At 42.9% G+C, this 26999-nt stretch carries 16 protein-coding genes; 13 read left to right on the top strand and 3 right to left on the bottom strand.

The features are described 5' to 3' along the window. The first annotated feature begins 1 nt into the window (after window position 1). The gene (locus GQS54_RS04565; RefSeq protein ID WP_166422843.1) at window positions 2-688 is read left to right on the top strand and encodes a cytochrome b/b6 domain-containing protein; all 687 of its coding nucleotides are present in this window, start codon (window positions 2-4) and stop codon (window positions 686-688) included. Between the two features lie 693 nt (window positions 689-1381). Here GQS54_RS04565 and GQS54_RS04560 read toward each other — a convergent pair. Further along, window positions 1382-2083 carry an SIMPL domain-containing protein gene (locus tag GQS54_RS04560; RefSeq protein ID WP_166422842.1) on the bottom strand — a complete coding sequence of 234 codons (702 nt, stop codon included), beginning with the start codon at window positions 2081-2083 and terminating at the stop codon, window positions 1382-1384. Window positions 2084-2231: 148 nt separating this feature from the next. Continuing rightward, window positions 2232-3074 (bottom strand): sulfurtransferase, encoded by an 843-nt coding sequence (locus GQS54_RS04555; RefSeq protein WP_166422841.1) that lies wholly within the window; start codon window positions 3072-3074, stop codon window positions 2232-2234. 501 nt (window positions 3075-3575) lie between these two features. Between GQS54_RS04555 and GQS54_RS04550 the strand changes: the two genes are divergently transcribed. From GQS54_RS04550 to GQS54_RS04530, 5 genes are all read left to right on the top strand, one after another. Further along, window positions 3576-5030: a nucleobase:cation symporter-2 family protein gene (locus tag GQS54_RS04550; protein WP_166422840.1), complete on the top strand. Its 1455-nt coding sequence runs from the start codon at window positions 3576-3578 to the stop codon at window positions 5028-5030. Between the two features lie 128 nt (window positions 5031-5158). Beyond that, window positions 5159-6550: an 8-oxoguanine deaminase gene (locus tag GQS54_RS04545; protein WP_166422839.1), complete on the top strand. Its 1392-nt coding sequence runs from the start codon at window positions 5159-5161 to the stop codon at window positions 6548-6550. Window positions 6551-6867: 317 nt separating this feature from the next. Beyond that, window positions 6868-9276, top strand: coding sequence for a TonB-dependent receptor (locus GQS54_RS04540; RefSeq protein ID WP_166422838.1), 2409 nt, complete (start codon window positions 6868-6870; stop codon window positions 9274-9276). Between the two features lie 86 nt (window positions 9277-9362). Then, on the top strand, window positions 9363-11051 hold the full coding sequence (locus GQS54_RS04535) for a cupin domain-containing protein (RefSeq protein WP_166422837.1): 1689 nt from the start codon (window positions 9363-9365) through the stop codon (window positions 11049-11051). Between the two features lie 517 nt (window positions 11052-11568). Then, window positions 11569-11874, top strand: a complete 306-nt coding sequence (locus tag GQS54_RS04530) for a hypothetical protein (RefSeq protein ID WP_166422836.1) — start codon at window positions 11569-11571, stop codon at window positions 11872-11874. Window positions 11875-11964: 90 nt separating this feature from the next. Here the strand turns inward: GQS54_RS04530 and GQS54_RS04525 are convergent, their stop codons facing one another. After that, window positions 11965-12546, bottom strand: coding sequence for an outer membrane beta-barrel protein (locus GQS54_RS04525; protein WP_166422835.1), 582 nt, complete (start codon window positions 12544-12546; stop codon window positions 11965-11967). A gap of 582 nt (window positions 12547-13128) precedes the next feature. Here GQS54_RS04525 and GQS54_RS04520 point away from each other — a divergent pair. From GQS54_RS04520 to GQS54_RS04490, 7 genes are all read left to right on the top strand, one after another. Next, the gene (locus GQS54_RS04520; protein ID WP_166422834.1) at window positions 13129-14307 is read left to right on the top strand and encodes an efflux RND transporter periplasmic adaptor subunit; all 1179 of its coding nucleotides are present in this window, start codon (window positions 13129-13131) and stop codon (window positions 14305-14307) included. Between the two features lie 15 nt (window positions 14308-14322). Continuing rightward, a complete protein-coding gene (locus GQS54_RS04515) occupies window positions 14323-17691 on the top strand; it encodes an efflux RND transporter permease subunit (protein ID WP_166422833.1) in 3369 nt (1122 codons plus the stop codon). Then, a complete protein-coding gene (locus GQS54_RS04510; RefSeq protein WP_166422832.1) occupies window positions 17684-20830 on the top strand; it encodes an efflux RND transporter permease subunit in 3147 nt (1048 codons plus the stop codon). Before GQS54_RS04515 ends, GQS54_RS04510 begins: the two co-directional genes overlap by 8 nt. Window positions 20831-20940: 110 nt before the next feature. After that, window positions 20941-21960, top strand: a complete 1020-nt coding sequence (locus GQS54_RS04505) for an aldo/keto reductase (protein WP_166422831.1) — start codon at window positions 20941-20943, stop codon at window positions 21958-21960. After that, window positions 21957-22484 (top strand): RNA methyltransferase, encoded by a 528-nt coding sequence (locus GQS54_RS04500; protein WP_166422830.1) that lies wholly within the window; start codon window positions 21957-21959, stop codon window positions 22482-22484. The genes GQS54_RS04505 and GQS54_RS04500 overlap by 4 nt, the downstream gene beginning before the upstream one ends. A 186-nt stretch (window positions 22485-22670) precedes the next feature. After that, window positions 22671-23807, top strand: coding sequence for an efflux RND transporter periplasmic adaptor subunit (locus GQS54_RS04495; RefSeq protein WP_166422829.1), 1137 nt, complete (start codon window positions 22671-22673; stop codon window positions 23805-23807). 12 nt (window positions 23808-23819) lie between these two features. Continuing rightward, a complete protein-coding gene (locus tag GQS54_RS04490) occupies window positions 23820-26885 on the top strand; it encodes an efflux RND transporter permease subunit (RefSeq protein ID WP_166422828.1) in 3066 nt (1021 codons plus the stop codon). Window positions 26886-26999 lie beyond the last annotated feature (114 nt).

Here is a 26999-nt window from a genome sequence, read left to right as displayed (position 1 = left end):
CATGCAAAAAAGAACCTTGGTATGGGATCTTCCTTTACGTATTTTCCATTGGGCCTTAGTCAGTCTTATATTCGCACAATGGCTCACTGCAGAAGTGATAGATGGGTACATGGATTACCACGCATTCTTTGGTTACAGCTTGTTGGGGTTAGTTATATTCAGAATTGTATGGGGGTTTTGTGGGCCTAAGCACGCCTTATTCAGTGATTTTCTGCGGGGGCCGACTGCTATATGGCATTATTCGCAATCATTAATCAGTCGTCACCCATCTACCTATACGGGCCACAACCCTGTGGGTGCTTTAATAGTTCCAGCGATTTTAATTGTGGTAGGCACACAAGCGATTAGCGGATTATTTGTTACCGATGACGTACTATTTACTGGCCCTTATTACGCGGCCATATCAACTGAATTACAAAGCACGATGCAGTGGTTGCACCATAAAATGTTCGACCTTTTGTTAGTCATTATTGGCTTACACCTAAGCGCAATAGCAAGTTATCAATTCCTGCTTAAAAAACCACTTATTGGCGCAATGGTACATGGCCACAAGAATTTACAAGCTAAGAGTGGCATTATTTCCTCTAAGCTACCTTTAGCCTTCATTATTGCTTTAGCGATAGTTGCTTTTATGTATTGGTTGGTCATTATCGCACCGCCAGCAGCTGAGTTGGATTATTACTACTGAGAAAATATTACTAAAAAATAAATAATTCAATGCGTTGGGCATAGTTAATGTTTCAGCGCGTACCTCTTCAATTACGAGTAAAAAAGTATCAACATTACGTTGCTGCATGATCTCCCAATTATCATTCGATACTTTTATTACAGTCGCACTTTTTGCGGGAAAAGGTTCCCTAAGCAGCAGCGCCAATATTGTAGCGTTAATACATATGCCCAACCATGACGGGGATTACCTTTATCTTTAAGAGCAGAACGATAACGATAATGAATTATAATCAGTTGCCATTCGTTTAGTTTAATCAGTATTCCTCTCCCCGTGACAGCGTTTACGATTGTATTTTGTTGCTTTATTTCGCCAAGTTGAAAAATCAAATCCTGTTAGTTGCTCTAAACTTATTAAAGAACTGCCGAAATTTTATATAGATATCTATTATTCATCCTGCGTTGTGACAAAAAGGTCAAATATAAAACGCGCTAAATGCTGAATAACATTCAACAAACCAAGGCGATTTAGTATAAAGGGCGCGAGACAAGCGAACAAAAGAGGTGTGTTGCTATAGAGTATTTGCAGATAAATAAAAGTGGAATAACCCAGACACAAAAAATATGGCGGATAATAAGTGTATCCGCCAAGGTGCAACGTTACTTCTTGTGTAGCCATTAAATAATGGGATATTTTGACTACTTTTACACAGGGTTACTCGACTAATTCAAAAACCACATTAACCTGCGCGCCAGTATTGATTTGGCCCGGCAGCGAATCACTCGATTTACTCATCATCATCACCTCACGAGCACGGGGCATTGGCGAGTAACCACTGTTCTCGCTTATAGAAATCACCTTCCCTAATTTTGCGCCTAACGTTGCGGCCATACGAGAAGCCCGCAATTTGGCATCTTTAAGGGCAAGTTCCAGTGCAGCTAAATATTGCGGCTGAGCATCTTCAACTACATAATTGAAACCATCAATACGACTCACCCCTGTGCTAAGTACAGCGTCAATAACTTGGTCATATTTTTCAATGTCACGTAAGGTGAATTTTATTTCTCTGGATAATCGGAATCCGTTCTGTACCCGTTGATTATTAATATTTTCATACCAAGGATTGAGCTGAACGCGCATCGATTGTATATCCTTTTTATCAACGCCAAATGCCAGCACACTGCTGACTATCGTTTGGGTTTTATCTGTGACAACACGATTTAGGTTTTGTACTTTTTCGCCTTGTTCCTCGACGTAAACACTAAATTCAAATAAATCTGGTACGCTCGCCACATTAGCTTGTCCGCTAACATTGATTTGGTGAACCTGCTCATCATTCTTAGCCAGACTTGCGGTGCTATAAGTTAACGCGGCGCTGAGGCTGATTAAAGTGACAAACGCGAATATTTTTTTCATTTTACGTCCTTAAAAACTAAGCAAATTCGATTTAACTATCGATGAAGGAGCAAAGTATCGGCTCCTGTGACTGAATCCTTACTGAATATCGAAATACTCATCTATACATAATTGGAAATGCCGTTGTGGCAGTCCCATTTGAAAATAGCTAATCGGTCACTACAGGCAAGCCATTATCAGCTCCCCATTCACTCCATGAACCATCATATACACTGAGTTTTTCATATCCAGCCTCATGGGCCGCCAGCGCTAACACACAGGCAGTAACACCGGAACCGCAGCTAAAAATAAGCGTTTGATTCTTGCTTATTTTTAACGCTTCGAATTTTTTGCGTATAACTGAATCGTTTATTAATTTCCCCTTATCGACACAATGGTTAAACGGCAGATTACACGCATTAGGCATATGCCCCGAGCGCAAATGGGCACGCGGCTCCTCTACTTTGCCAAAAAAGCGCTCAGATGAGCGCGCATCAATCACTTTTTTGTCTGTCGCACTTAATGCGGCTAAAACCTGCTCAGAACCAACAATCAAATCAGCTCTATAATTACTGATAAAGTCCCCTAGCAAGGTTGTATTTGTTAAGCACGCATCGCTTGTAAACCCATTTTTTTGCCACGCCGGGAAACCGCCATTTAGCACATATACGTGCTTGTGACCCATGCATTTGAACATCCACCACACACGAGGCGCACTGAATACACCTTGGTTATCATATATCACTACCACGCTATCGTTATTGACACCTAATTTACGTACTTCCTGTTGAAATACTTCAGGACTCGGCATGGTATGGGGCAACGAACTCGTTTTATCACAAACTTGATGCTCAAAATCGAACAATTGAGCATGTGGAATATAGCCCGAAGGTGCGGCTTCAGGTTCGCCTGTTGTAATCACATTCATAGTACTCATAAACAGCACTAAATTCGCATCATCAATATGTTGGTTAAGCCAAAATGGGCTAACAAGTGCACTACTGTTTTGCATACTTTACTCCTGAAATATATTCGATAGTCATACTGAACGTCATGAATTTGTAATCAAAAATCGACGTGTTAGCCCAACTCTAACCCAACTTTAACGCCATGTATTATTCGATAGGTAGACTGCGCCCAAAACAATCATTTTATGCACCATTTAAGAGCAATTAATATTCACCTGACTAACCACCTCTAATTAAAACAAATATTAATCAATCAATTCAATAAGTTACCAATTCAATATCAACTGACCATTTGGTCAAATAATTGCTTCATAGCCTATAACCTTGATTGAAATTAGCTCAACTCAATTTACTGACAAATATATGCCCTTAGGAAATTCCCCAAACCGGTAATTTTCCATTTGCCTGCAAGCAGAACATTATTCTCAAGCTTGCAGATATTGCTTAGCACAAGGTTGAAACGGAATATGGACTGGTATGAAGTTTTCACGCAATGGGCTTCACAATCCGATTATTTCATGTAACACAACTTTATAGGGTTACCCATGCTTAATGCTCGTCCACAAAATGATGAAATACTGTATTCCCTTACGGACGTGCCATCAATAAGCCATAGCTTAACGGCGGCACTGCAACACATTATGGCCTGCTTTATTGGCATCATTACGCCGACCTTGATCATCGGTTCAGTACTGGGCTTGCAGACAGAAATTCCCTATTTAATCAGTATGGCCTTAATGACGTCTGGCGTATCCACCTTTATTCAAGCGAAAAAATTTGGCCCTATAGGCTGTGGACTCATTGCCGTTCAAGGTACCAGTTTCACCTTTATTAGCGCCCTTCTGGTGGCCGGTACTGCAATAAAAAGCAGAGGCGGCAGCAACGATGAAATTATGGCCTTGATGTTTGGATTATGTTTTTTCGGAGCGTTTGTAGAAATAATCATAAGCCAGTTTATACAACACCTTAAGGCCGTTATTACCCCCCTGACGACAGGGATAGTTATCACAACAATCGGCATTACGCTTATCAAAGTGGGTATGACTGATCTTTCAGGTGGGTTTAACGCCCCTGATTTTGGCGCGCCACATAATCTTATGCTAGGCCTAAGTGTGTTGGTTACAGTGATTGCCTTGAACGCATCTAAGTATCCGATGCTGCGCTTAAGTGCCATATTCTGTGGCATGTTGGTTGGCTGCATCATTGCATGGTGGCAAGGTATTCTATCATTTAATGATATGGTGTCATTGCCACTAATTAGTGTTCCAGAGCCTTTTAAGTACGGAATTGCATTTGATTGGGAACTTTTCATTCCCATTGCGCTGGTTTACTTCCTTAGCGCCATAGAGACATCAGGTGATTTAACCGCCAACAGCTTATTTTGCAAAGAGCCCATCAAAGGACCTGTTTATATTAAACGGATAAAAGGTGGAATATTAGCAGACGGTGTTAATTCTATGTTTGCCGCGATATTCAATAGTTTTCCAAATACCACTTTCGGTCAAAATAACGCCGTGATTCAAATGACCGGAGTGGCAAGTCGTCATGTGGGTTTCTACATTGCAGGCTTGTTAGTGTTATTGGGTTTATTTCCGATTATTGGTAGCGTATTGCAATTGATGCCCAAGCCCGTTTTAGGCGGTGCAACCTTAGTTATGTTTGCTACTATCGCTGTCGCGGGGGTCAAGATCCTTACAAGCGAGCCTATTGATAGGCGAAAAAGCTTGATTATTGCTACCTCGTTAGGACTAGGTTTAGGGGTTATGATGGTACCTGACGCTTTGTCGCAGCTACCACAATTGGTCAATAACATTTTATCTTCATCAGTCACCACTGCAGGCTTTTGCGCCATCATTATGAGTATTTTAATTCCTGATAATACCCCTATCGATACCGCCGAAGAAGAGAACGTACCCTCATCAAATTTGTTGGTAAATAAACAGATACCGAGTTTAGCTAGCGCAAATGTTATTAACGCTAAAGTCATAAGAGAAAGTTAATTATTAATCGGTTATTTCGACATTAACACCGAGCAACAACGCAATTTAATGCGCCGTTGTCATCACCCAACTTATAAAAAGCCAATTAACAAGTCAACGTTCAAACAATCACCAAAGAGCAAGAATAAATGCAACATCCTGTCCAATATAAAAGTGCTCCTACTCTATGGCTTAAATCACCAGAAGGTGTTTTTACCGGTAATACTCAAAATGCGGATAACGGCGTGCTGGTTCAAAACAGTCAAATTATCGAGTTGGTTAAAAGCGGAGAAACCCCTAAATTACCGTTTGACGCAATTGAAAACTGCACGGGTAAAGTGATTATGCCGGGTATGATTAATACCCATCACCATTTTTATCAAACACTGACGCGCTGCGTGCCAGGCGCTTTAAATAAACCACTCTTTCCTTGGCTAACATTTTTATATAAAGTGTGGAAAAACCTCGATGAAGAAATGCTATATAGCGCCACCAAGTTAGCGGGCTTAGAGCTGATGATGTCTGGTTGCACCACAATTGGTGATCATCACTATGTATTTCCTAAGCGTTTACGTCATGCGATTGATGTGCAAGTACAAGCAATAGCGGAACTGAACTGCCGAGCACTGCTAACTAGAGGCTCCATGAGCTTAGGCCAAAGTAAAGGTGGATTACCGCCAGATTCAGTTATACAAAGCGAAGACACGATACTGGCAGACTCACAACGTGTCATAAGTGCTTATCACCAATCAATAACTAGTCACCCTAACCCCATGTTGCAAATTGCTTTAGCCCCCTGTTCGCCATTTTCTGTATCAAAGGAATTGATGCAACAAACCGCCCTATTAGCCAACAAGAATGACGTGCTACTGCACACACATTTGGCTGAAACTGAAGACGAAAATGCCTTTTGTCAGCGCATTTATGGCGCTCGTCCCTTGGATTACTTAGAGCAATGCGGTTGGTTGAATGAACGTACATGGTTAGCACATGGTATCCATTTTACCCCGCAGGAAATTGCCCGCTTAGGGGAGGCAAACGTCGGTATTGCCCACTGCCCTAGTTCTAACATGTTATTGGCATCGGGTATTTGCCCAACACTGGATTTAGTAAACGCCGGTTGCCGAGTCGGTTTAGGTGTTGACGGCTCTGCGTCAAATGATTGCTCAAACATGATCCAAGAGGCTCGCCAATCGCTATTGCAACAACGATTGCGCTATGGCGCGGTCGATATAACCGCCGAATATGTTCTTGGACTGGCTACAAAAGGTTCTGCTTCGTTACTTAATCGAACAGATATAGGTGAAATTGCCATTGGTAAGCAAGCTGATTTAGCTATATTTGATTTAAACGCGTTGCGCTTCTCAGGAGCAGGAGATCCCATCGCCGCAATTATCACATGTGGCGCACATACCGTTGATAAATTGATGGTAGCCGGTAAATGGGTAATCGAAGACGGTAAACACTATGCTATCGACGATCATGACTTAATTCTAGAACATCAAAAATTAGCCAAAAAGCTGCAATCTGCTGCGATATAAGCAAACTTGGTGCGGTTTGTGAAATTAATTAACCACTTATTTCACAAACCATTAAGTTATGTTTAGGTGCAATAGCCCATTTTTTGATTCGTTTTGGTGCAGCCAGTTAATCCGAATTTTTACGAACATCGGATTTATTGTCGCCATCTAACCGAAAATTAAATATTACTTATATAAATCATGCTCTTACGTATTAGACTAATTTCTTGACCATTTGGACAAGTCTTTGGCACTCTTCATGCTTTTACCCCATCAGTAACACAAATAAACACCACACATAAATAACCACATATAAGAAAATAGTTAGAGGAATACTGATGAAACATCCCTTATTTAAAAGCTCAACCGTGAGCACTGCAGTTTTATTAGGGTTAGCGATGACGCTATCACCTACTATCATGGCTCAAGAGACCGCAACTGATGAAGCAGCGGCAGTGGAGCGAATAGAAGTAACGGGATCCCTAGGTAGTCTGCCAGGACAAGGTGTCGAGGCAGTTTTTGGTTTTGGTAAGTCAATTTTAGAAACGCCTCGTTCAGCATCAACTATCAGTGATGAAATGCTTGAACGATTTGCAGTAACCGATATCGATGACTTAGTTGCATTTTCGCCAGGTACATTTACCCAGTCCTTCTTTGGCGTTGCCGGTTCACTAGATGTCCGTGGTACACCCGGCGAAACTTATTTCCGCGGGGTTAAACGCTTAGATAATCCTGGTAACTACCCTACGCCAATTGGTGCATCTAGCCGCATTGATATTGTGCGCGGTCCAGCATCTCCTATTTACGGTCCAGCTAAGATTGGCGGTTACTTAAACTTTAATCCTAAGTCAGCCCGTGCCAGCGGCGGCCAGTATCTTGAAGAAAACGAAGGTCAGTTTTCATATACATTAGGGTCATGGGATAAAAGCGTTATGACAGCCGAAATTGGCGGCCCTACAACACTGGCCGGTAAAGAAGCAGGTTTTTACCTGTACGGTGAAGTTGAAAATTCAGGCAGTTACTATGACAACTCCGGTACTGACCAAACTGTGTTACAAGGCTCATTCAACATAGATGTAACAGACAACTTACGTTTTGAATTTGGCGGAATGTATCATGATTATGATGGTAATCAAGTAGCGGGTTGGAACCGCTTAACCCAAGATTTAATCGATAATGGGACTTATATCACAGGTACGGCTAAAAACATTGATACTGATGGCAGCGGTGCGATTTCTCATGACGAATATGGTGCTGTAAACTTAGCGGGTAATAGCTTTTTCTATCCGTTTGCTCCTGGTTTTACCGATGATGAAGCCACTGACTTGATGCAACTCGAGAACGTCGGTACCACCACATTGGGCCGCAACCAAGTGTTGGTAGCCGCTGATGACGTGCTGCAAAATACCGTTCAAACACTATATTTTGACGCGATTTATTACAGTGATAGCGGTTGGGAAATCAAAAACCAATTCTTCTATGAAGATTATGAAAACTTAAATGAAAACGCTTACGGTTTCTCGCAATTTCACAACAGCTCAGTAGTTGAAAATAAATTAATATTTTCTACTGAATATGAAACCAATTCTTTGTTAGCCCAATTTCAAGTGTCACCGTCAATTCGTCATACTAATTTCTTACACGGAGACGACTTCACTTACGAATACTTTAATCGTCGCGATTTGACCATGGCGTCAAGCGCGTTGGATAGACGTGAAATGGCTACTCGTATTAACGACAACTACGATAACTACGACAAAGGTAATTATACTGACTACGGTATTGCTGCATTAACCGATTTAACCTGGGATTGGGGCCTGAACATAGTACTAGGTTTGCGTTACGACTCAATCGATATTGAAACCACTAGCCGCGGTGATTTGCTCCTCGAAAAAGGAGATATTGTGACCTTGAGCAAAACCGAAAGCGGCACATCGTGGAACACCAGTATTTCTTACAAAACTGAATTTGGATTAATTCCATATATTACTGCCGCCGAGCAAGCAACGATCGTTGCAGGTCAAGGTGCTGAAATTGGTGTAGGCCAACTTCAAGACGGTGCGTTTGATACATCTGAATTGTTTGAATATGGTGTAAAAGGTTCTTTCCTTGACGACAGTTTGTATTTCGCCTTATCAGTGTACGAACAAAAACGAACTGATTTTAGCGCACAAGCCATCGTGACCAACTCAACTACGCAAAATGAAGGTGTAGAATTTGAATTACGTTGGGTAGCAACAGATCAGTTAGTCCTCGGTGCAGGTTACACACATTTAAATGTGTATAATTTAACCGCATTAGATGAAGGTAGTCAGTTTGGTTTCCTTGGTGCCGAAGACTTAACTAGCTTAACTGACCCATCATTAATCTTCGGTGGTAACCCAATAGGGTTAACTTTGCTGCCAGAAGGCGCAACTAAAGACGATGCACGTAAGGCTGGTATTCCAGAAAACATTTATACCTTAAACGCAACATACGACTTCTTAAACGGATACGCCGCTAATGCCAGTATAGTGCGAGCGGACGAAACTTATTCTAGTTTCTCCCAATCGGTTCAACTCCCCGCTTACACATTGGTTAATGCAGGTGTGTCGTATACAACCGATACATGGTCAGCAAGCTTTAATATTAAAAACTTAACAGATGAAGAGTACTACCGTGCCAACTTCCCTGATTTGTTTGGTGCACAAATTGTGTTACCTGAGCTACCACGTCATTATCAAGCGTCGGTATCTTATAAGTTCTAATCACATGTAATTATTTATAAGTGATTTATTCCAACAGACAGGTATGCTAAATAGCATGCCTGTTTTTTTATATAACGGTTTTTATTATGCTATCAACTATACGTAAATCTATGCTGCCACTTGGCGCACTTATTCTTTCAAGTTTTTTTATTAGTGCCTGCCAAAATACGCCTTCCTTAGCAGATGCCAAGCAAATGGCTACTAAACAAGAAGCGCCACTTGAGATCAAAGTGGTGGTGGTCACCATGTTCGAAATAGGTGAAGACGACGATGACAAACCCGGTGAATTCCAAATGTGGAAAGAAGGCCAAAATCTTGATACCCGCTACGCATTCCCCATGTCTCACCATGATATTTACGTCAACAAAGCAACCGGCGTAATGGGCATAGTAACCGGTATGGGAACGGCTAAAGCTGCTGCGGCTATTATGGCACTCGGTCTTGACCCGCGGTTTGATTTAACCCATGCCTATTGGTTAGTGGCAGGTATAGCAGGCGTCGACCCTCATGACGCCTCTATTGGCTCAGCGGTTTGGGCAAATTGGTTAGTCGATGGTGACTTGGCTCATGAAATTGACGCCCGTGAAATACCCAAAGATTGGAAAAGTGGCTACTTTCCATTGTTTAGTGTTGAACCAACGCAGCGCACGCAAGAGACCGTAGAGGCACATAATGGTGAAGCATATAAGCTTAATACCCAGTTAACTAGGTGGGCCTATGAACTGAGCAAAGACACACAGCTTAGTGATTATCCTGCGATGTATGAGCTACGCGAAAAATACTTAAATTACCCTAATGCCCGAAAACGTCCATTCGTATTAATGGGCGATCATATGGCCGCGGCAACCTTTTGGCACGGCAAGCTACTCAACCAGTGGGCTAACGACTGGAGTGATTACTGGAGTAATGGTCAAGCAAATTTTGTAACCTCAGGCATGGAAGACACAGGTAGCTACCAATCAATGATTTATCTCGATAACGCCAAAAAAGCGGATAAATCACGTTTTATGGTCTTGCGTGCAGCTAGCAACTACTCCATGCAGCCTGACAGCCTTACTGCCGCTGATAATCTAGCCATGGAAAGTGGTGAGAATGGCTACGCTGGTATGCAATCAGCCTTAGAGTCTGCTTATAGCGTCGGTACTGTTGTGGTCAATGATATCATTGCAAACTGGTCTCAGTATAAAGATGCTCTTCCCTATCAAGCTACACAAGTCTCACCAGACGAAGACACCTTGAATGATTTAGTCAAGCCAACATCGGTCCCAGTAGATGCAAAACTTAGCGCAGATGAGCTCATCAAATCGTTAAATTTATCAGGCCACGTTGAAGGTGGTTTTTATCGTCAAACCTTTAAAGCCGACCACCGTCCGATGATTAGCACCGAGAATGGCGATAGAGTAAACATGACGTCTATTTACTATCTACTCAGTGCTAAGTCGCCCATCGGACATTTCCATATGAACCGGTCAGATATAATGCATTACTTCCATGTAGGGGACCCGATTACATACTATCTATTAAATCAAGACGGGTCGTTGGAAACGCATATTCTAGGACCTGACCCAACTCAGGGTCACGAGATGCAAATGGTGGTTAAAGGTGGTACATGGAAAGCATCGAAGATATCCACCACTGGCGAGTATGGTTACGGGTTAATCGGTGAAGCTGTTGCGCCTGGGTTTGAATACGAGGATATGCAGTTAGGTAAACAAGCAGAGCTTGTCAGTACGTTTCCCCAGTACAGCGATTTAATTAAAACCCTTACCCGCTAAACTAAAATTTTCTATATAAGCCACCTTGTCACATTGAGTTTTCGATGATAAATCAAACGTGATAAGTGGCTTTGCGGTGTTTTTAGAACATTGTCCTTTATAAATAACTATTCTCGAACACAACACGAACGTTTGTTTTATATGCAGCGCAATATTTGGGCTATGCTCAATTTGCTCAATAAATGTCTCCAATGTTAAAAGGAGCGTTGCTATCACGTCATGTTCTAGATGGGCAATGATAAACCCCAAAATACCATAAATAGGCATAGCCGATCTAATCACCGTTAGTCGTTAGCGCTCAATAACTGACGTATACTGACCACCTAGACTCGGATATTTGTTAGCGCGGCCTCGCTCACTTGCAACTAATTCTCTGTAGCCTTGTCTCTAGTGTTACTGTGTTAATCATTACTTAACATGCCATTGTTATAACTGCTTTAAAAGCCCTTAAATTTGTTAGAAGGGGGTTAACGTTATGGCTTATCGAATATGTTCAGAAAATTTACAGGATCTCCTTATGCCTAACCTTAAACGTTCGCGCTTTATACCTAAACATGCACCGTCGCTGGCAGCACTTGTTGCTGTATACGCTTTATTTACAACGAGTACTCAAGCGCAGCAGATGGGCAGCCCCCTAGATTTTGTTAACTCCCAATTAGCAGAGCAAATGAAAAATCAAGTGAGAGCCATGAGCGATCCAGATTTAATAAAGGCCCAAGCGCAACTACAGCGTAAATATTACGATGCATTGGTTGAAGCAGGGTTTAGTAAGGAGGAAGCGTTAAAAATTATCGTGGCAACCGCAACGGGTGAGAACAACTAGTTTGTATTTTTCGCGACATTAATTTTTTTCGCGACATTAACAATAAAAGGCCTGCAAAATTGCAGGCCTAAAAGTTGTATAAACTAGTGTTTAGAAGGTGTATTGCACCGAAACACTGGCATAATCCACGTCGGTGTCGAAGCTGTCAATGTCGCCTAAAATACCGATTTCGTCGCGTTCAAATTCCAGATCAAAACGTGTGTATTCCAGTCGTACATCCCATCCCTGTGAAATGGCGAAAGAAGCGCCCACCCCATAAAATAAATCGTCACCATCAGTACTGTCATTGGCAGAGGCCGCGTTAATATCTGCGTCCCACCATAACTGTCCACCTTTTGCATAAACCGTAATATATTCATTTATCGGCAAACCCGCTTTAAGACCTAAGGTGTAGCCATCAACCTCTGTATTAAACGTATCATTTCCGAATTCGCCAAAATCAATATATCCGCCTTCAATCGACACGTACTGATTGAATTGCGTACCGATAAACACGTTAGGCGCATTGTCATCTCGGTCAAAATCTTGATCGCCGTCCGCGTCAATTAAACCGTAACCAGCGCCAACATAAATACCATGATGATCCACATTGTCATTCGCTGCAGCAAAGGAAGCACCTGAAGTCATAAGTAACGAGGTCGCTGCAAGTGTGGTAAGGGTAAATTTTTTCATAGTCATCTCCGTACATCTAATTCAACAGTTTTAATAAGAAAGTCTGTTCACCTTCTTGCTCGAGTTAGCTATATCAAACTATATGCCACCTAATTTAAAAAATTAAATAAACTTAAAATTCAATAAGTTAATTAAATTCAGCGATGGTAAATTGAAAATATGTAGTAATTATCTATGTACAATCTGCCTTGCATATGAAAATTTTACTGGTTAAAAAACATACCATTAATATTGCATCAATCAGCTTTGAAATTTAAATGTTTACACCTCTGCCACGTTTTAGAGAATTCGAAGAGAATACAAACTACTTATTTGCCTATCATATTAACCACAGACGTCGTAAAGATGATCTTCCACTAATAAGTGGTCAAATTCACTAAACAATGGGGGAATCATCACTCACCATTTTCATTCAGCGCTACAACAAACTCATAAGAACTTGATTTATATATATAAATTAGCATGGCATAGCTTCTGCAAATACGCTCCTAACATAAAGGCGATTTAGGCACGTAAGTCATTATAAAAAAAATGCCAATTTGACCGACACGTAGACTAAATAACAAGATACAGGGGAATAAGATGACGATTAAAACGATACCACTTATCAGTTTTAACTCTCTAACAGTACTAGCATTACTCGCCACTAGCAGCTTACTCGCAGGTTGCGGTGTAGAAGCCACCAGCACGGCGCAAGAAAAAGAATTAATGATAGCCGTTCCCGTCGAAGCAGCCGTGATGCGTGTTGGTGACATATCATCTAACTACACCACCACAGCAGTGCTAGAAGCGAAAGAAGAAGCTTTTGTGGTGGCTAGGGCGTCAGGCATTATTGAACATATTTATGTGGAAGAAGGCGACTACGTAGAAAAAGGCCAAGTACTTGCCCAGCTAGAGCCAGAGCGTTATCGCTTAAATTTGGCGCGCGCTAAAGCCGACTTAATTGGCATTCAAAAAGAATTAGCAAAAATCAATAAGGTCTATAACCAAAAACTTGTGAGCGACGATACGTACGATAAGATCAGTGCGCAATATGCCTCATTGCAAGCAACGCAGAAACTAGCGGAACTAGACTTAAAAGAAGCGACTATAGTTGCCCCAATCTCTGGCTATATTGCGGCCCGTAATGCCAAAGTGGGTAACTTAACTGAATCGTTCCAGCGCGCTCAAATGTTTCATATCGTGGAACAAAACGAGTTGCATGGTGTGGTTTATTTACCTGAAAAAGAACTAACTCGGGTACATAAGGGACAGGCGGCAATACTAACGTTAAGCGCGTTAAATGAGGACCAAGTCAAGGGGTTCGTAGAGCGTATCAGCCCAGTGATAGATGCACAGACAGGCACGTTTAAAGTAACCTTGCGGGTACCGAATGATGCCCACCGACTTAAAGCGGGTATGTTTGCCCATGTTAGCTTAAATTACGATACCCACCAACTTGCTACTTTAATGCCCCGTAAAGCCATGCTTAGTATTGATAACAGCATCAGTGTCTTCGTAGTGCGCGACGGCCGTGCCCATAAGCAGCCTATTCGCGTTGGTTATCAAGAAGGTGACTATGTAGAAGTATTGTCAGGCCTAACGGGTAAAGAGTACGTGGTCATCACGGGCCATCAAAATTTAAAAGACAATGCACCAGTTGAAATTGTTAACGCTGAAGCTTTACCACTAAATAGCGTAGACGCTGCAGCACTCGAAACACCCTCCGATATCGAAATAGATAATGACGCTAAAACGTTAAACGCTAATCACGCCAGCTAAGTAAGGATACCTAGCATGAATATTGTTGATATTGCAGTAAAACGCCCTGTTGCCGTGTGGATGTTCACTTTCGCCATCGTATTATTCGGGCTTGTTTCTTTGTCACGCCTTGCCATTAATTTACTACCCGAACTGTCTTACCCTACCCTGACTATCCGTACCGATTACATTGGTGCAGCACCCGGTGAAATCGAACAATTGGTAACAAAACCCGTTGAAGAAAGTATCGGCGTTGTTAAAGGCGTGCGCAAAGTCACTTCATCATCCACATCTGGCCAGTCTGATGTGTTGTTGGAATTTGAATGGGGCACAGATATGGATATGGCGAGTCTTGAAGTTCGCGAAAAACTTGATATTTTGATCTTGCCGCTGGACGTTAAAAAACCTGTATTGTTGCGTTTTAATCCCAGCTTGGAGCCAGTTATGCGACTCGGGTTTGGTGTCGCAGCTAATAGCGATAACGTCACTGCTAGTCAGTTAGATATTCCACAAATGAAGCGTTTGAGAGAATACGCTGAGCAACAAATCAAACGTAAATTAGAATCTATTAGTGGCGTTGCGTCGATTAAAATTGGCGGCGGGCTGGAAAGTGAAATTCAAGTATTGGTCGATCAACAAAAAGCCAGTCAATTAGCTATCTCCATGAAGGACATCATCAAGCGCTTAAAAGAAGAAAACGTTAATGCCGCAGGCGGGCGTGTAGAAGATGGCTCTCAGGCGTACACCGTGCGCACCCTTAATCAGTTCACTAGCTTACAAGACATGCAAAACGTATTTATTGCCCGCCGCGATAACAAAAATATTCGTCTGGGTGATATAGCGCAAATCCAAGATTCCTACAAAGAGCGTGACGCGATCTCTCGCTTCAACGGTCTAGAAGGGGTTGAAATTGCAATCTATAAAGAAGGGGACGCAAATACCATACAAGTTGCCCAGAATATTAATGCTGAACTGCTTACCCTAAAACAGGCTTTACCAGAACAATACAAAATTCAATTAACGTACGATCAGTCCGTTTTTATCGCCAATGCGATTGACGACGTAAAATCTGCGGGATTTATCGGTGGTTTACTGGCCATGCTGGTGTTGTATCTGTTTCTTCGAAATATTTGGCCTACGCTGATCATTTCGATTTCAATTCCGGTTTCGATAATCGCCACCTTTAACTTAATGTATGCCAATGACGTAAGCCTGAATATTATGAGTTTAGGAGGAATAGCCTTAGCCATCGGCTTATTGGTCGATAACGCTATCGTGGTACTTGAAAACATTGAACGTCATAAGCAAACGGAACCTAACGTTCAAGAAGCAGCGGCCAACGGGACTAAGCAAGTTTCCATGGCGATTATTGCATCCACGTTAACCACTATGGCGGTATTTTTCCCGCTGGTATTTGTTGAAGGTATTGCTGGACAGTTGTTTGCTGACCAAGCGTTAACCGTTACCTTCGCTTTAGGCGCTTCGCTTGTTATCGCGTTAACGGTGATCCCCATGCTCGCAGCTCGTGAGCGCGGCGTGCTTGCCCACAGCGCTAGTCAAGGAGTCGTCTCAGGTACCACAATCAACGATTATGCAAACACCGCTGATGACCCAGCAAAAAACTTACCAAATAAAGCGAGTCTTGCACGGCGTATTGTAACGATGATGAGATTACCTTTTGTCTGGCTTGGTCAAGGGTTGTTTTACTATTTCCCCTTGACCCTATTGACCGCTGTACTGGTCATATTTAGGTCAATGTCGCGGGCGCTTTATTTCCTCTTTAAACCTTTATTATGGGTATTTGATCGTAGCCTTTTGTTTATCTCAAAACACTATCTCAACTTACTCATTCGAACCTTGAAAGCACCGGTTTTATTGCTGCTCGGCGTTGTAGTCATCTCAGCCAGTGCTTTATTGCTAGTACCTAAATTAGGGATGGAACTTATCCCTAGGATGTCTCAAGGTGAGTTTTATGTAGAAGTGACTTTACCCAGCGGTGCGCCGCTTAGCCATACCGATACGACTTTGTCTGCATTGGCCGCCTTTACCGCTGTGCAAGAAGGTGTTGAACGTACTTATTCTTTAGCCGGCACTGGAAGCTTAATGAACGCTTCGGCAAGCCAAGGTGGGGAAAATTGGGGTAAGCTTAACGTGGTCATGCAAGGCACTGCTAGCAAAGATCAACTTGCCTTTGTAAAAAACGCCATGCGCAAATATTTAAGTATGCAAGCAGGTGTCAGTGCTAAATTTGGCCAACCAGAACTGTTTAGCTTCGCATCTCCTCTTTCAATCGACATCATTGGCTATAATCTAACGAGCCTAGGACGCTACAGCAGCGCCTTAGTAGAAGCCTTGCAACAAGACGCACGTTTTAGCGATGTAAAAAGCTCACTTCAACGAGGTAACCCTGAACTCAAAATCACCTTCGATCACGCTAAGCTTGCCCAGCTTGGCTTGAGTGCTCCGCAAGTATCCACCCTAATTAACGCCAAGGTTGGAGGCGAAGTAGCCAGTCAATATAACGTAGATGATCGTAAAATTGATATTCTTGTACGTAGCCTTAACGAACAACGGGACTCAATTGAGGACATAGGACGTATTATTGTCAATCCCGGTGCAGACAGAGCCATCGCGTTAAACGCAGTGGCACAGCTAAGTATGTCGATTGGGCCCAGCGAAATTACCCGTATCGGTCAGCAACGTGTGGCTGTGGTCTCTGCTAACTTAGCTTATGGCGATTTGACTCAAGCAGTAGCGGTAGCAAACACGTACATTCGAGATCTAAACCTACCCCTTTCAATGCAAGGCCGCGTCGCCGGCCAAAGTGAAGAAATGAAAAATAGCTTTTCTTCCTTAAAGTTTGCGTTAGCACTAGCGATCTTTTTAGTTTATATCGTGATGGCGTCCCAGTTTGAATCATTACTACACCCGTTGTTAATATTGCTGACCGTGCCACTTGCGTGCGCGGGTTCAATTTACGGCCTATTCATTACCCAAACTAATATTAGTGTAGTGGTCTTCATAGGGTTAATGATGCTGGCGGGTATAGTAGTGAATAACGCGATTGTACTGATTGATCGTATTAATCAGTTACGCGCTGAGGGCATACATAAGGTTCAAGCTATTATCGATGCAGCCCAAAGTCGCTTGCGTCCCATATTAATGACCACATTAACAACCTCACTTGGTCTATTGCCTATGGCCCTAGGTATTGGGGAAGGCGCTGAAATGCGCGTGCCCATGGCTGTCACCGTAATTTTTGGTTTATTATTTGCCACATTGCTGACGTTATTCTTTATTCCTTGTCTTTACGTCTTATTCGATCGCAAAAAAGATACCCAAATAAATTCAAAGGATGACGGTCAACCTGCTCAAGCACTCAACAAGGAGTTGGGCTATGAGTGAAGTTAAAAAAACTAAGCACGATAAGTTTGGTGCAGCAGGTGCAAGCTTAGCTGCCTTTGCGATACGTCGCCCTGTGACCATAGGCATGCTGTTTCTCTCAATGTTACTGTTTGGGATCCTTGCCTCGCAATTACTGCCTCTAGAAAAATTTCCCAGTATTGATATTCCAGAGATTGCCATACGTATTCCTTACGAAAACGCTACCCCTGCGGAAATTGAAAAAATGATTACCCGCCCGGTTGAAGAAGTACTTGCTACTATGTCGGGCATCAAGCGTTTACGCTCTAAATCAACGGAAGATGCAGCAGAAATCCAATTGCAGTTTTCCTGGGATGAGAACCTGAAAGCTAAGGGTATTGAAGCTAGGGAGAAAATTGACGCTATTCGCAACGATTTACCCGCTGATGTTGAGCGTATTTTGGTCTATCAATTTAATACCAGCGACCTACCCATATTTCAATTACGCGTTTCCAGTGACCGGGACTTATCTGATGCCTATGATTTACTTGAACGGAATCTAAAGATGCCCATCGAGCGTGTGGCTGGTGTATCAAAAGTAGAGTTGTATGGAGTACTTAAAAAGCAAATCGCCATTCGAATCGATCCCCTAAAACAAGCAAGTCTGGGGATCACTAATAGTCAACTCGTCACAGCTTTACGTCAGGCTAATTTTTCAATGACAGCCGGTTCTTTTTACGATCTCGAACAAAAAATCAGTATCAATCCTCAAGGTGAGTTTAGACAAATTGAAGACATTGAGACGCTGCTGCTGAAAAAAGGCGTACAGCTAAATGATATTGCCAGCATTGGTTATGAGAGTCCCAAACGCACCGAAGGTCGGCACCTCGATCGCACCTATGCGGTGGGCTTTAACATCTTTAGAGAATCAAACAGTAATTTAGTCGCTGTATCTAACGCGGTGATGAAAGTCATTAATCAGGCCCATAAGAGTCCAGCATTTACCGGTATCACGTTATTCGTTATGGACGATGAAGCGAGCAGCGTAACTGAATCACTGTCTGACTTACTTAATGCAGGACTACTAGGTGCATTGCTATCAATACTGGTGCTATATAGTTTTTTACGTAATTTGAAGACGACCTTAATCGTGGTGCTGTCCGTGCCGTTCTCGATATGCATAACCTTGGGTTGCATGTACTTTATGGGCTATACCATTAATATTTTGTCCATGATGGGACTTATGTTAGCGGTGGGTATGCTGGTTGATAATGCAGTGGTCGTGACCGAGAGTATACAGCAAGAGCGTAAACTTCATTCCAACGCCGTTGAGGCAACTAAAGCAGGCGTAGGCAAAGTAAGTCTTGCCGTTATCGCAGGTACCACCACCACGGCTATCGTGTTTTTACCGAATATCGTTGGCGTTAAAGTAAATTTAACTATTTTCTTAGAACACGTGGCTATTGCGATTTGTATTTCACTTTTCGCATCCTTGTTGATTGCACAAACCTTGATCCCCCTACTGACCAGTAAATTATCAAACCGCGCTTTTTTACGCCCCAGCACAAAATCCCCCCTGACCAGTGATACGCAAATTAACACAAGTGCTTATAAAGATGCGCCCATGGGTAAACTTGCCAGTAGTTATAAAAAGACGCTTGTATGGTCGTTGTCTCACCGGGGGTTAACCTGCCTGATTGCATTGCTAATATTAATAAGTACTGCTATCCCCATGCAATTTGTGAGTGGCGATGACGATGATGACAACAATAATCGCTTGTGGCTCAACTACGACATTCAAGGTAATTACAGCTTGGCTGAAGTTGAAAAGTCAGTAGACAAGATGGAAGCGTATTTATATGCCAACCAAGAGGCCTTTCACATTGAGCAGGTTTACACTTACTACACGGCAGGCGAAGCCACCTCAGCCCTAACACTTAAAGAAAATTTGCCTATGTCAAAGGGCGATTTAAAGGCATTGATTATTAAAGACATACCTAAATTTGCTAGGGCTCGGCCCTCCTTTCAATGGGAGCAAGGAAACGGGGGAGGCTTACAATTAACCTTACTTGGCGATTCGTCTGCGTCTGTAAGTAATGTAGCAAAACGCGTGTTGCCCGCCATCCAGCAAATCGATGGTCTGACTGATGTAGGCATCGACGGCAACAATCAGAAATTTGAATTACAGATTATCGTTGATAGAAACAAGGCATTTCGCTACGGTTTATCAGCCAATGACGTGGCAAGTACGATTGCTAGCGGCCTTAGAGGCACTAACTTACGTACCTTTAGAGATGCTCAAAGTGGTGAAATAGGCGTGCGGATGTTATTCGATGAGGCATTACAAGAATCTATTACCGAGCTAAAGAACTTAGCAATTACCCGTATAGGGCAGCAAACCATCACGTTGGACATGCTCAGCGAAAGCAAAATCGTACCGCGATTAGCGGAAATACGCCGCAGTTATCGCCAAACCTCAATCACCATTGGTGCAAATATGGCGGATGATGTGACACTTAAACAAGCGAAGGAACGTATTGAAAATGTAATGCAATACCTGAGGTTACCCGATGGTTACAGTTGGACATTTGATGGTAGTATCGATAGGCAGAATCAAAATGAAGCAGTTATGCAAACCAATATGTTGTTAGCCATTTGTATGATTTACATCGTTATGGCAGCATTATTTGAATCCTTATTGCTACCCACTGCCGTGATCACCTCTTTACTGTTTTCCTTAACCGGCGTGTTTTGGGCGCTTTTTGTTACCGCGACGCCGATGTCAGTCATGAGCATGATTGGTATGCTCATTTTAATGGGGATAGTCGTCAACAATGGCATTGTGCTCGTAGACCGAATCAACCAATTAATTATCCAAGGTGCTGACGTAAACAACGCGGTTATCGAGGCTTGTTTAACCCGTATCAAACCCATTTTGATGACAGTAGCAACGACCATAGTTGGTCTTATTCCTCTGGCATTAGGCAATACATCTATTGGTGGTGACGGCCCCGCATATTCGCCCATGGCGATTGCCATTATCGGTGGTTTAACGTTTTCAACCATGACCAGTTTAGTGTTAGTGCCATTGGCATATGTGTTGCTTTTGCGACTGCGGACAAAAACAACCTTGTTAATTAATACAGCGAAGCAAAAGGCCAATAAAATCGTTAACGCCTAATCATGTTACGTCTGTTATAGGCGTTGTGTGAGCCTTTGAATAGTCGAACAAAAATTGAGAATTCAAAGGCTTTCGTTTAGGCTATCGAAAATTTTGTTTAGCGAGTAATTATGATCATCCATCAGCCAAATCCAAGCTATGTGCCAACGGCCTCACGTTACGAAAATATGCCATATAAGCGCTGCGGAAAAAGCGGTATTCGATTACCGCGATTATCCTTGGGCTTATGGCAAAATTTTGGCGAAGTAGATTCGTTCAGCAACGCTCAAGCTATGGTGCACAAAGCTTTTGATTTGGGTATTAATCACTTTGACCTCGCTAACAATTATGGCCCTCCCTATGGCGCGGCAGAATCAACCTTTGGCAAACTAATGCGCAAGAGTTTAGCCCCCTATCGTGACGAACTGCTAATATCCAGCAAGGCGGGTTACGATATGTGGCCTGGCCCATTCGGCATAGGAGGTTCACGTAAGTATTTAGTGTCCAGCTGCGATCAGAGTTTGAAGCGCACAGGATTAGACTATTTTGATGTGTTTTACTCCCATCGATTCGACCCAGACACTCCGTTAGAAGAAACTATGCAAGCCCTTGATTATATCGTGCGTTCTGGCCGCGCTTTGTATGCTGGCATTTCAAATTATTCAGCTGACCAAACCCTGCAGGCAATTGCTATTTTGCGTGATCTCGGTACCCCCTTGTTGGTGCATCAACCCCGTTATAATATGTTTGACCGCTGGATTGAAGATGGGCTAACTCAAGTCTTAGAAGACCACGGTGTGGGCGCTGTGGTCTTCTCGCCTTTAGCACAGGGCTTTTTAACCAATAAATATTTATCTGGGATCCCAGATGGTTCTCGTGCAGCTAGAAAAGAACAAATTCACCTTAACGCTGAGCAAATCACCCAGCAAAAAATAGCAAAAGTTCAAAAACTCGGCCTGATTGCCAAACAGCGCAATCAAAGTCTAGCTCAGCTCGCTTTAGCTTGGGTATTGCAACCTACCACCGTGACATCAGCAATCATTGGGGCGAGTAAAGTTACGCAAATAGAAGATTGTGTAGTCGCGCTGGATAACCTTGAATTTAATGGCGAACAACTCAAGCAAATTGACCAAATACTGGCGGGCGAATGAGTACTTCATCTGGCAAAAAAGATATTGCTTTGTGCATAATAAACCCCAAAAGCCCGCAAAACATGGGCAGCATTTTGCGAGCGGCGGGTTGTTACGATGCCAGTGCTATTTTTTATACGGGAGAGCGATATGCTCGGGCAAAAGCCTTTAACACTGACACTAAAAATGTTGGCTTAAATATACCCATGGAGCATATAGACTCGCCATGCCCAGCTCCTCATATGTCAATGGTCGCAGTAGAGCTTGTAGAGGGTGCAACCCCTCTTCCACATTTTACGCATCCCGAGCATGCTTATTATGTTTTTGGGCCGGAAGATGGGTCGATAGAACAAGCTATTTTAGACCGCTGCCAGCACGTGGTCTATATACCGACTAAAGGGTGTATGAACTTAGCGGCGACGGTCAACGTATTACTTTATGACCGCTTAGCAAAATCAGCAAACACCCAATATGGGGACCAAATAATTATGGCTAGCCGGGATACAAACAACCGCACAAAAGTGCCTGCATCGGACAATGAATAACCACTTTAAATACCAACTTTATCCCATGCACAAAGCGTTAATACGTTAATAACATGGCGAATTGGGTTTTTAAACGTATAGTTTAACGAGCAGAGTAGAAAACCATATTAATAATGCCTACAACGGTTACGCATAACCATTTTATTGGTTTAATTACACAACATACAAAAATTTTAGGAATATCACGTGAATAAATCGGTGTATTTACTGGCTTCAGGATTATTAGCCTCAAGTTTTATACTCGCAGCATGTAGTGAGCAAAAACAAGAAGCCAAAGAGATCGTACGCCCAATTGCATGGTCCGAAGTAAAAGCACACGCATTAACCCAGGTACGCAGATTAGCCGGTGCAACGGCAGCCATCGAGAAAGCCTCATTAAGCTTTTTAGTCGGCGGTAAAGTCGCCAGCGTATCCGCTAACTTAGGCCAGAAGATCACCCAAGGCCAAGTGTTAGCAACCTTAGACCAACGCAGCTTTACCCTTAACCATCAATCGGCGCAAGCAAAATACGCTCAGGCCAGCTCGGCGCTAAATGAAGCTGAAAATGAGTACCGCCGTTATAAAGAACTCGTTGAACAAGGTCTGGTTTCAAAATCCGGCTTTGATAATGCCGAGGCGGCTTATAAATCAGCACTGAGCAATGTTGACGTCGCTAAAAGTCAGCTCGACCTAGCCACTAAAGACCGCCAAGATAGTACGTTACAAGCCCCCTACGACGGCGTTATCACCAAGCGCATGATTGAACCATCTCAGCAGATATCTCCTGGACAAAGTGTATTCGAAGTTGAAGGTCACGGTGGCCTTGAAGTACATGTATCGGTGCCTGAAAGTTTAATTCAGCAATTATCAGACGGCATGACCGTCCCAGTGCGTTTCCCTGCTGCGCCGAATGTGGAAATAATAGGTGTTATTACAGAAGTCGGTACACGCGCAGAAACGGCCAACGCCTTCCCTATTACCTTGGTGCTAAATGGTTCATCTCCTTTATTACGAGCAGGCATGACAGCCGAAGTTGATATTACCTATACCAGCCAAGCTGATAGTGATGAAGAAAGCAAAATATCCTCGACTGAAGAAATGATGATCATTCCTGTGGCTGCTCTTGGAGCTGGACAAAATCAAACCAAGTTCGTATTTGTGTACGATCCTGCAAGCCAAACAATCTCTAAGCGAGACGTTATTGCCAAAAATATTTTAGGCAATGAAGTGTATATTTCTAAAGGTTTAAAGGCCGGCGAAATTATTGCCATTGCAGGCGTTGCATTTCTACGTAACGGCCAACACGTGACGTTGCTTGATGCCAAAATAAAACGCTTTAATTAACGGCTGGGTATCATGAATATTACAGAAATAGCCTTTAAACACCAAAAACTTGTGTTGATGATTGTCGCAATACTCCTTATCAACGGCATTATTGCCTACTTCACATTGCCTGCACGAGAAGATCCCAGCATTACTATTCGAGAGGCGATTGTCAGTACCTCATACCCAGGCATGTCGCCTGAACGGGTTGAGTTACTTATTACCAAAACATTAGAGGAAGAGATACGCAAAATTCCTGAAGTCGAGAAACTGCGCTCTTCTTCTTCTACTGGCTTGTCGGTTATTCATGTTGAAATCTACGATCGGTATTTCAACCTTGATGCCATCTGGCAAAATCTACGGAACAAGGTGGCACAAGCGCAAGCATCGATGCCAGAGGGTACCAATGCCCCCTTTGTAAATGATGAGTTTGGTGATGTTTCGGTACTGACGTTGGCGTTAACAGCCGATGGTTTTGATTTGAGTCAGATGTTCGATATATCTAAACATACTCGAGATACCCTGTACGCAGTAGAGGGCACAAAGAAGATTGAATTACTGGGGGTGCAAGACGAACGTATTTTCTTAGAAACATCTAACGCCAAGCTATCTCAGTTGGGTATCTCACCCAACGCGTTAATGAATGCACTGCAAACTCAGAATATCATCAGTTCAGGGGGGAAAATCGATACTGGCTTACTGTCTTTTATTATCGAACCCACTGGAAATTTCAGCAGCATTGAAGACTTAGCCGAAACATACATAACCATTCCAGGTACCGAAGAATCAATCGCTCTAAGTGATATAGCTACCCTTAAACGTGGTTATATAGACCCACCCAATGATTTAGCCTATTTCAATGGCCAGCAGGCCATCGTTTTTGCCATTTCTATGCTGCCAGAATACAACATTTTAGAGTACGCCCCACGCCTGAAACAAGCCATTGAGCAATTAGAAAATAGTTTACCTGTAGGTTATCAGTTACATATCGCCACCTATCAGGCCGAGCAAGTAGAGAAAACGCTGCAAGGTGTGTCAATTAATGTACTGCAAACTCTTACCATCGTATTGATTGTAGTGGTGCTATTTCTAGGTATGCGTACCGGTTTAATAGTCGGAACGATTGTCCCTTTCGTGATGCTCGCCACATTAACGATTATGCAAGTTTTCGACATTCGATTGGAGCGAATGAGCTTGGCGACACTGATAATCGCCTTGGGTTTACTGGTAGATAACGGCATCGTTATCGCCGAGGATTTCAAGCGCCGGTTAGAAAGTGGCGATGATCGTTTCAAAGCGATGAGTCAAGGTGGCAAAGAGCTAGCGATACCGTTACTTAGTTCATCGGTGACCACCATATTATTCTTTCTACCGCTTATGCTTGCTGAGCATGTAGCTGGAGAATATACCCGCTCAGTGTCCCTGGTTATTCTTATCACCTTATTAACCAGTTGGATCCTCGCCCTGTGTGTTACGCCTATATTGTGTTATCACTTTATAAGAGTTGATGAACCACAAGGCGGCGCAGACGCATTAGCGTCTAAAAAAGTCACAGGGCGTTATGAGCGATTTTTACATTTTATTTTGCGCCACAAGGCACTTTTTATGGCGTCACTATTCGCCTTATTAATAACATCTGTATTGGTCATGAAAATTATCCCTAAGCAGTTTTTCCCTGATTCTGACCGTAATCAACTTATTGTTAATATTGATTTGCCCAGCGGCACATCTGAACGTCAAACCAATGAGCAAATGCGCCAGATAATGGAATGGTTAGATAACGAGTCAGGTTACGATTTCATTGAAAATCATACCGCATATGTGGGCTTCAGTGGTCCTCGTTTTGTGCTGTCCCTGAGCCCAGAAGACCCTGCAGAAAATAAAGCATTTATGGTCCTCAATATTGCACCGGATAACGATATTACAGCCCTAGCGATAAAGCTTGATCAAGAACTTGAGCATCAATTTGTAAATATATCAGTGCGCGCAAAAAAAATGTTCTTGGGGCCATCGGATTCAAAAACCATCAAAATACAGGTCAAAGGGCCTGACAAAGACGTTATTTATAAAAAAGCGCAACAAGTAATGGACTTACTCTACGCAGTGCCTGACACCCGAGATATTCGCAATGACTGGGAAAGCATGATTTCGAAAATCGAAGTACGCGTTGACCAACAACGTGCCCGGCGCGCCTCTGTTACCTCGCAAGATATCGCTGACTCACTGCAAGCTTATTTCTCGGGCGCAGCGGTAACGGAGTTTCGTGAAGAAGATGACATTATTCCTATTATGTTTAGAGCCAGTAACGCTGAGCGCCATAATTTGGATCGCTTACGTTCTTTAAATGTATTTTCACAGGCCACAGGCAAAGCGATACCACTGTTTCAAGTAGCAGAGTTTTCGCCGGTTAATCAGTACTCAATTATACAACGTGAGAACATGTTTCCTACCGTAAGCATCGAGGCGCGAAATAGCCGAATGGCCGCAGAGGATTTAAAAGCCATCATAGATGAAGACATCCAAAAAATTGCCCGGGATTTACCCCTTAATCATTATATAGAATACGACGGGGTTATCGTACAATCCGCAGAAGCTCAGCAAGCGCTTAGCGCCAGTATGCCAATGGTATTAGGGTTAATTCTTATTTTGTTAGTTGCGCAGTTTAATTCATTCCGACGTGCTGGCATTATTGTGCTTACCATGCCCCTGTCTTTCATTGGTGCAGTGTTAGGACTAGGCGTAATGTTTGCGCCATTTGGTTTTATGGTCACACTAGGGCTATATAGCTTAGCCGGTATTATCATTAACAATGCTATCGTGCTGATCGACCGTATCGATATTGAACGTCGCGAAGGTGCATCAGACTATGACGCGATCGTTAACGCATGTATCACGCGAGTGCGCCCTATTGCCATGACGACCATTACGACTGTGGCAGGCTTACTGCCCCTTATTTTAAGTCACGACCCATTATTTTATGGCATGGCCTGTGCAATAGCCTTCGGCCTAGCAGTCGGTACTGTGTTAACTCTTGGTGCAGTACCCGTTTTATACGCCAGTTTTTTCAAGGTCAGTAGAGATAACCATACCAGCAGTTAATGTGTCGAGGTGATTATTCAACTTAAGTTAAAAAAGGGCTCGTTTGAAGATGAACCAGCCCTTTTATCTTTTCACTTTGAGCTTAATAGCGAACCTTCATACGCCGACCTAAAT

Origin of the sequence: Paraglaciecola sp. 20A4, assembly GCF_011378905.1 — a bacterium.
Classification (GTDB): Bacteria; Pseudomonadota; Gammaproteobacteria; order Enterobacterales; family Alteromonadaceae; genus Paraglaciecola.
This window is presented reverse-complemented; position numbering and strand designations above follow the sequence as displayed.

Coding starts and splice junctions, on each gene's coding strand:
- GQS54_RS04490 (WP_166422828.1), top strand. CDS start 23,820: ATGAATATTACAGAAATAGCCTTTAAACACCAAAAACTTGTGTTGATG.
- GQS54_RS04525 (WP_166422835.1), bottom strand. CDS start 12,546: ATGAAAAAATTTACCCTTACCACACTTGCAGCGACCTCGTTACTTATG.
- GQS54_RS04540 (WP_166422838.1), top strand. CDS start 6,868: ATGAAACATCCCTTATTTAAAAGCTCAACCGTGAGCACTGCAGTTTTA.
- GQS54_RS04560 (WP_166422842.1), bottom strand. CDS start 2,083: ATGAAAAAAATATTCGCGTTTGTCACTTTAATCAGCCTCAGCGCCGCG.
- GQS54_RS04510 (WP_166422832.1), top strand. CDS start 17,684: ATGAGTGAAGTTAAAAAAACTAAGCACGATAAGTTTGGTGCAGCAGGT.
- GQS54_RS04515 (WP_166422833.1), top strand. CDS start 14,323: ATGAATATTGTTGATATTGCAGTAAAACGCCCTGTTGCCGTGTGGATG.
- GQS54_RS04505 (WP_166422831.1), top strand. CDS start 20,941: ATGATCATCCATCAGCCAAATCCAAGCTATGTGCCAACGGCCTCACGT.
- GQS54_RS04545 (WP_166422839.1), top strand. CDS start 5,159: ATGCAACATCCTGTCCAATATAAAAGTGCTCCTACTCTATGGCTTAAA.
- GQS54_RS04500 (WP_166422830.1), top strand. CDS start 21,957: ATGAGTACTTCATCTGGCAAAAAAGATATTGCTTTGTGCATAATAAAC.
- GQS54_RS04565 (WP_166422843.1), top strand. CDS start 2: ATGCAAAAAAGAACCTTGGTATGGGATCTTCCTTTACGTATTTTCCAT.
- GQS54_RS04530 (WP_166422836.1), top strand. CDS start 11,569: ATGCCTAACCTTAAACGTTCGCGCTTTATACCTAAACATGCACCGTCG.
- GQS54_RS04520 (WP_166422834.1), top strand. CDS start 13,129: ATGACGATTAAAACGATACCACTTATCAGTTTTAACTCTCTAACAGTA.
- GQS54_RS04550 (WP_166422840.1), top strand. CDS start 3,576: ATGCTTAATGCTCGTCCACAAAATGATGAAATACTGTATTCCCTTACG.
- GQS54_RS04555 (WP_166422841.1), bottom strand. CDS start 3,074: ATGCAAAACAGTAGTGCACTTGTTAGCCCATTTTGGCTTAACCAACAT.
- GQS54_RS04535 (WP_166422837.1), top strand. CDS start 9,363: ATGCTATCAACTATACGTAAATCTATGCTGCCACTTGGCGCACTTATT.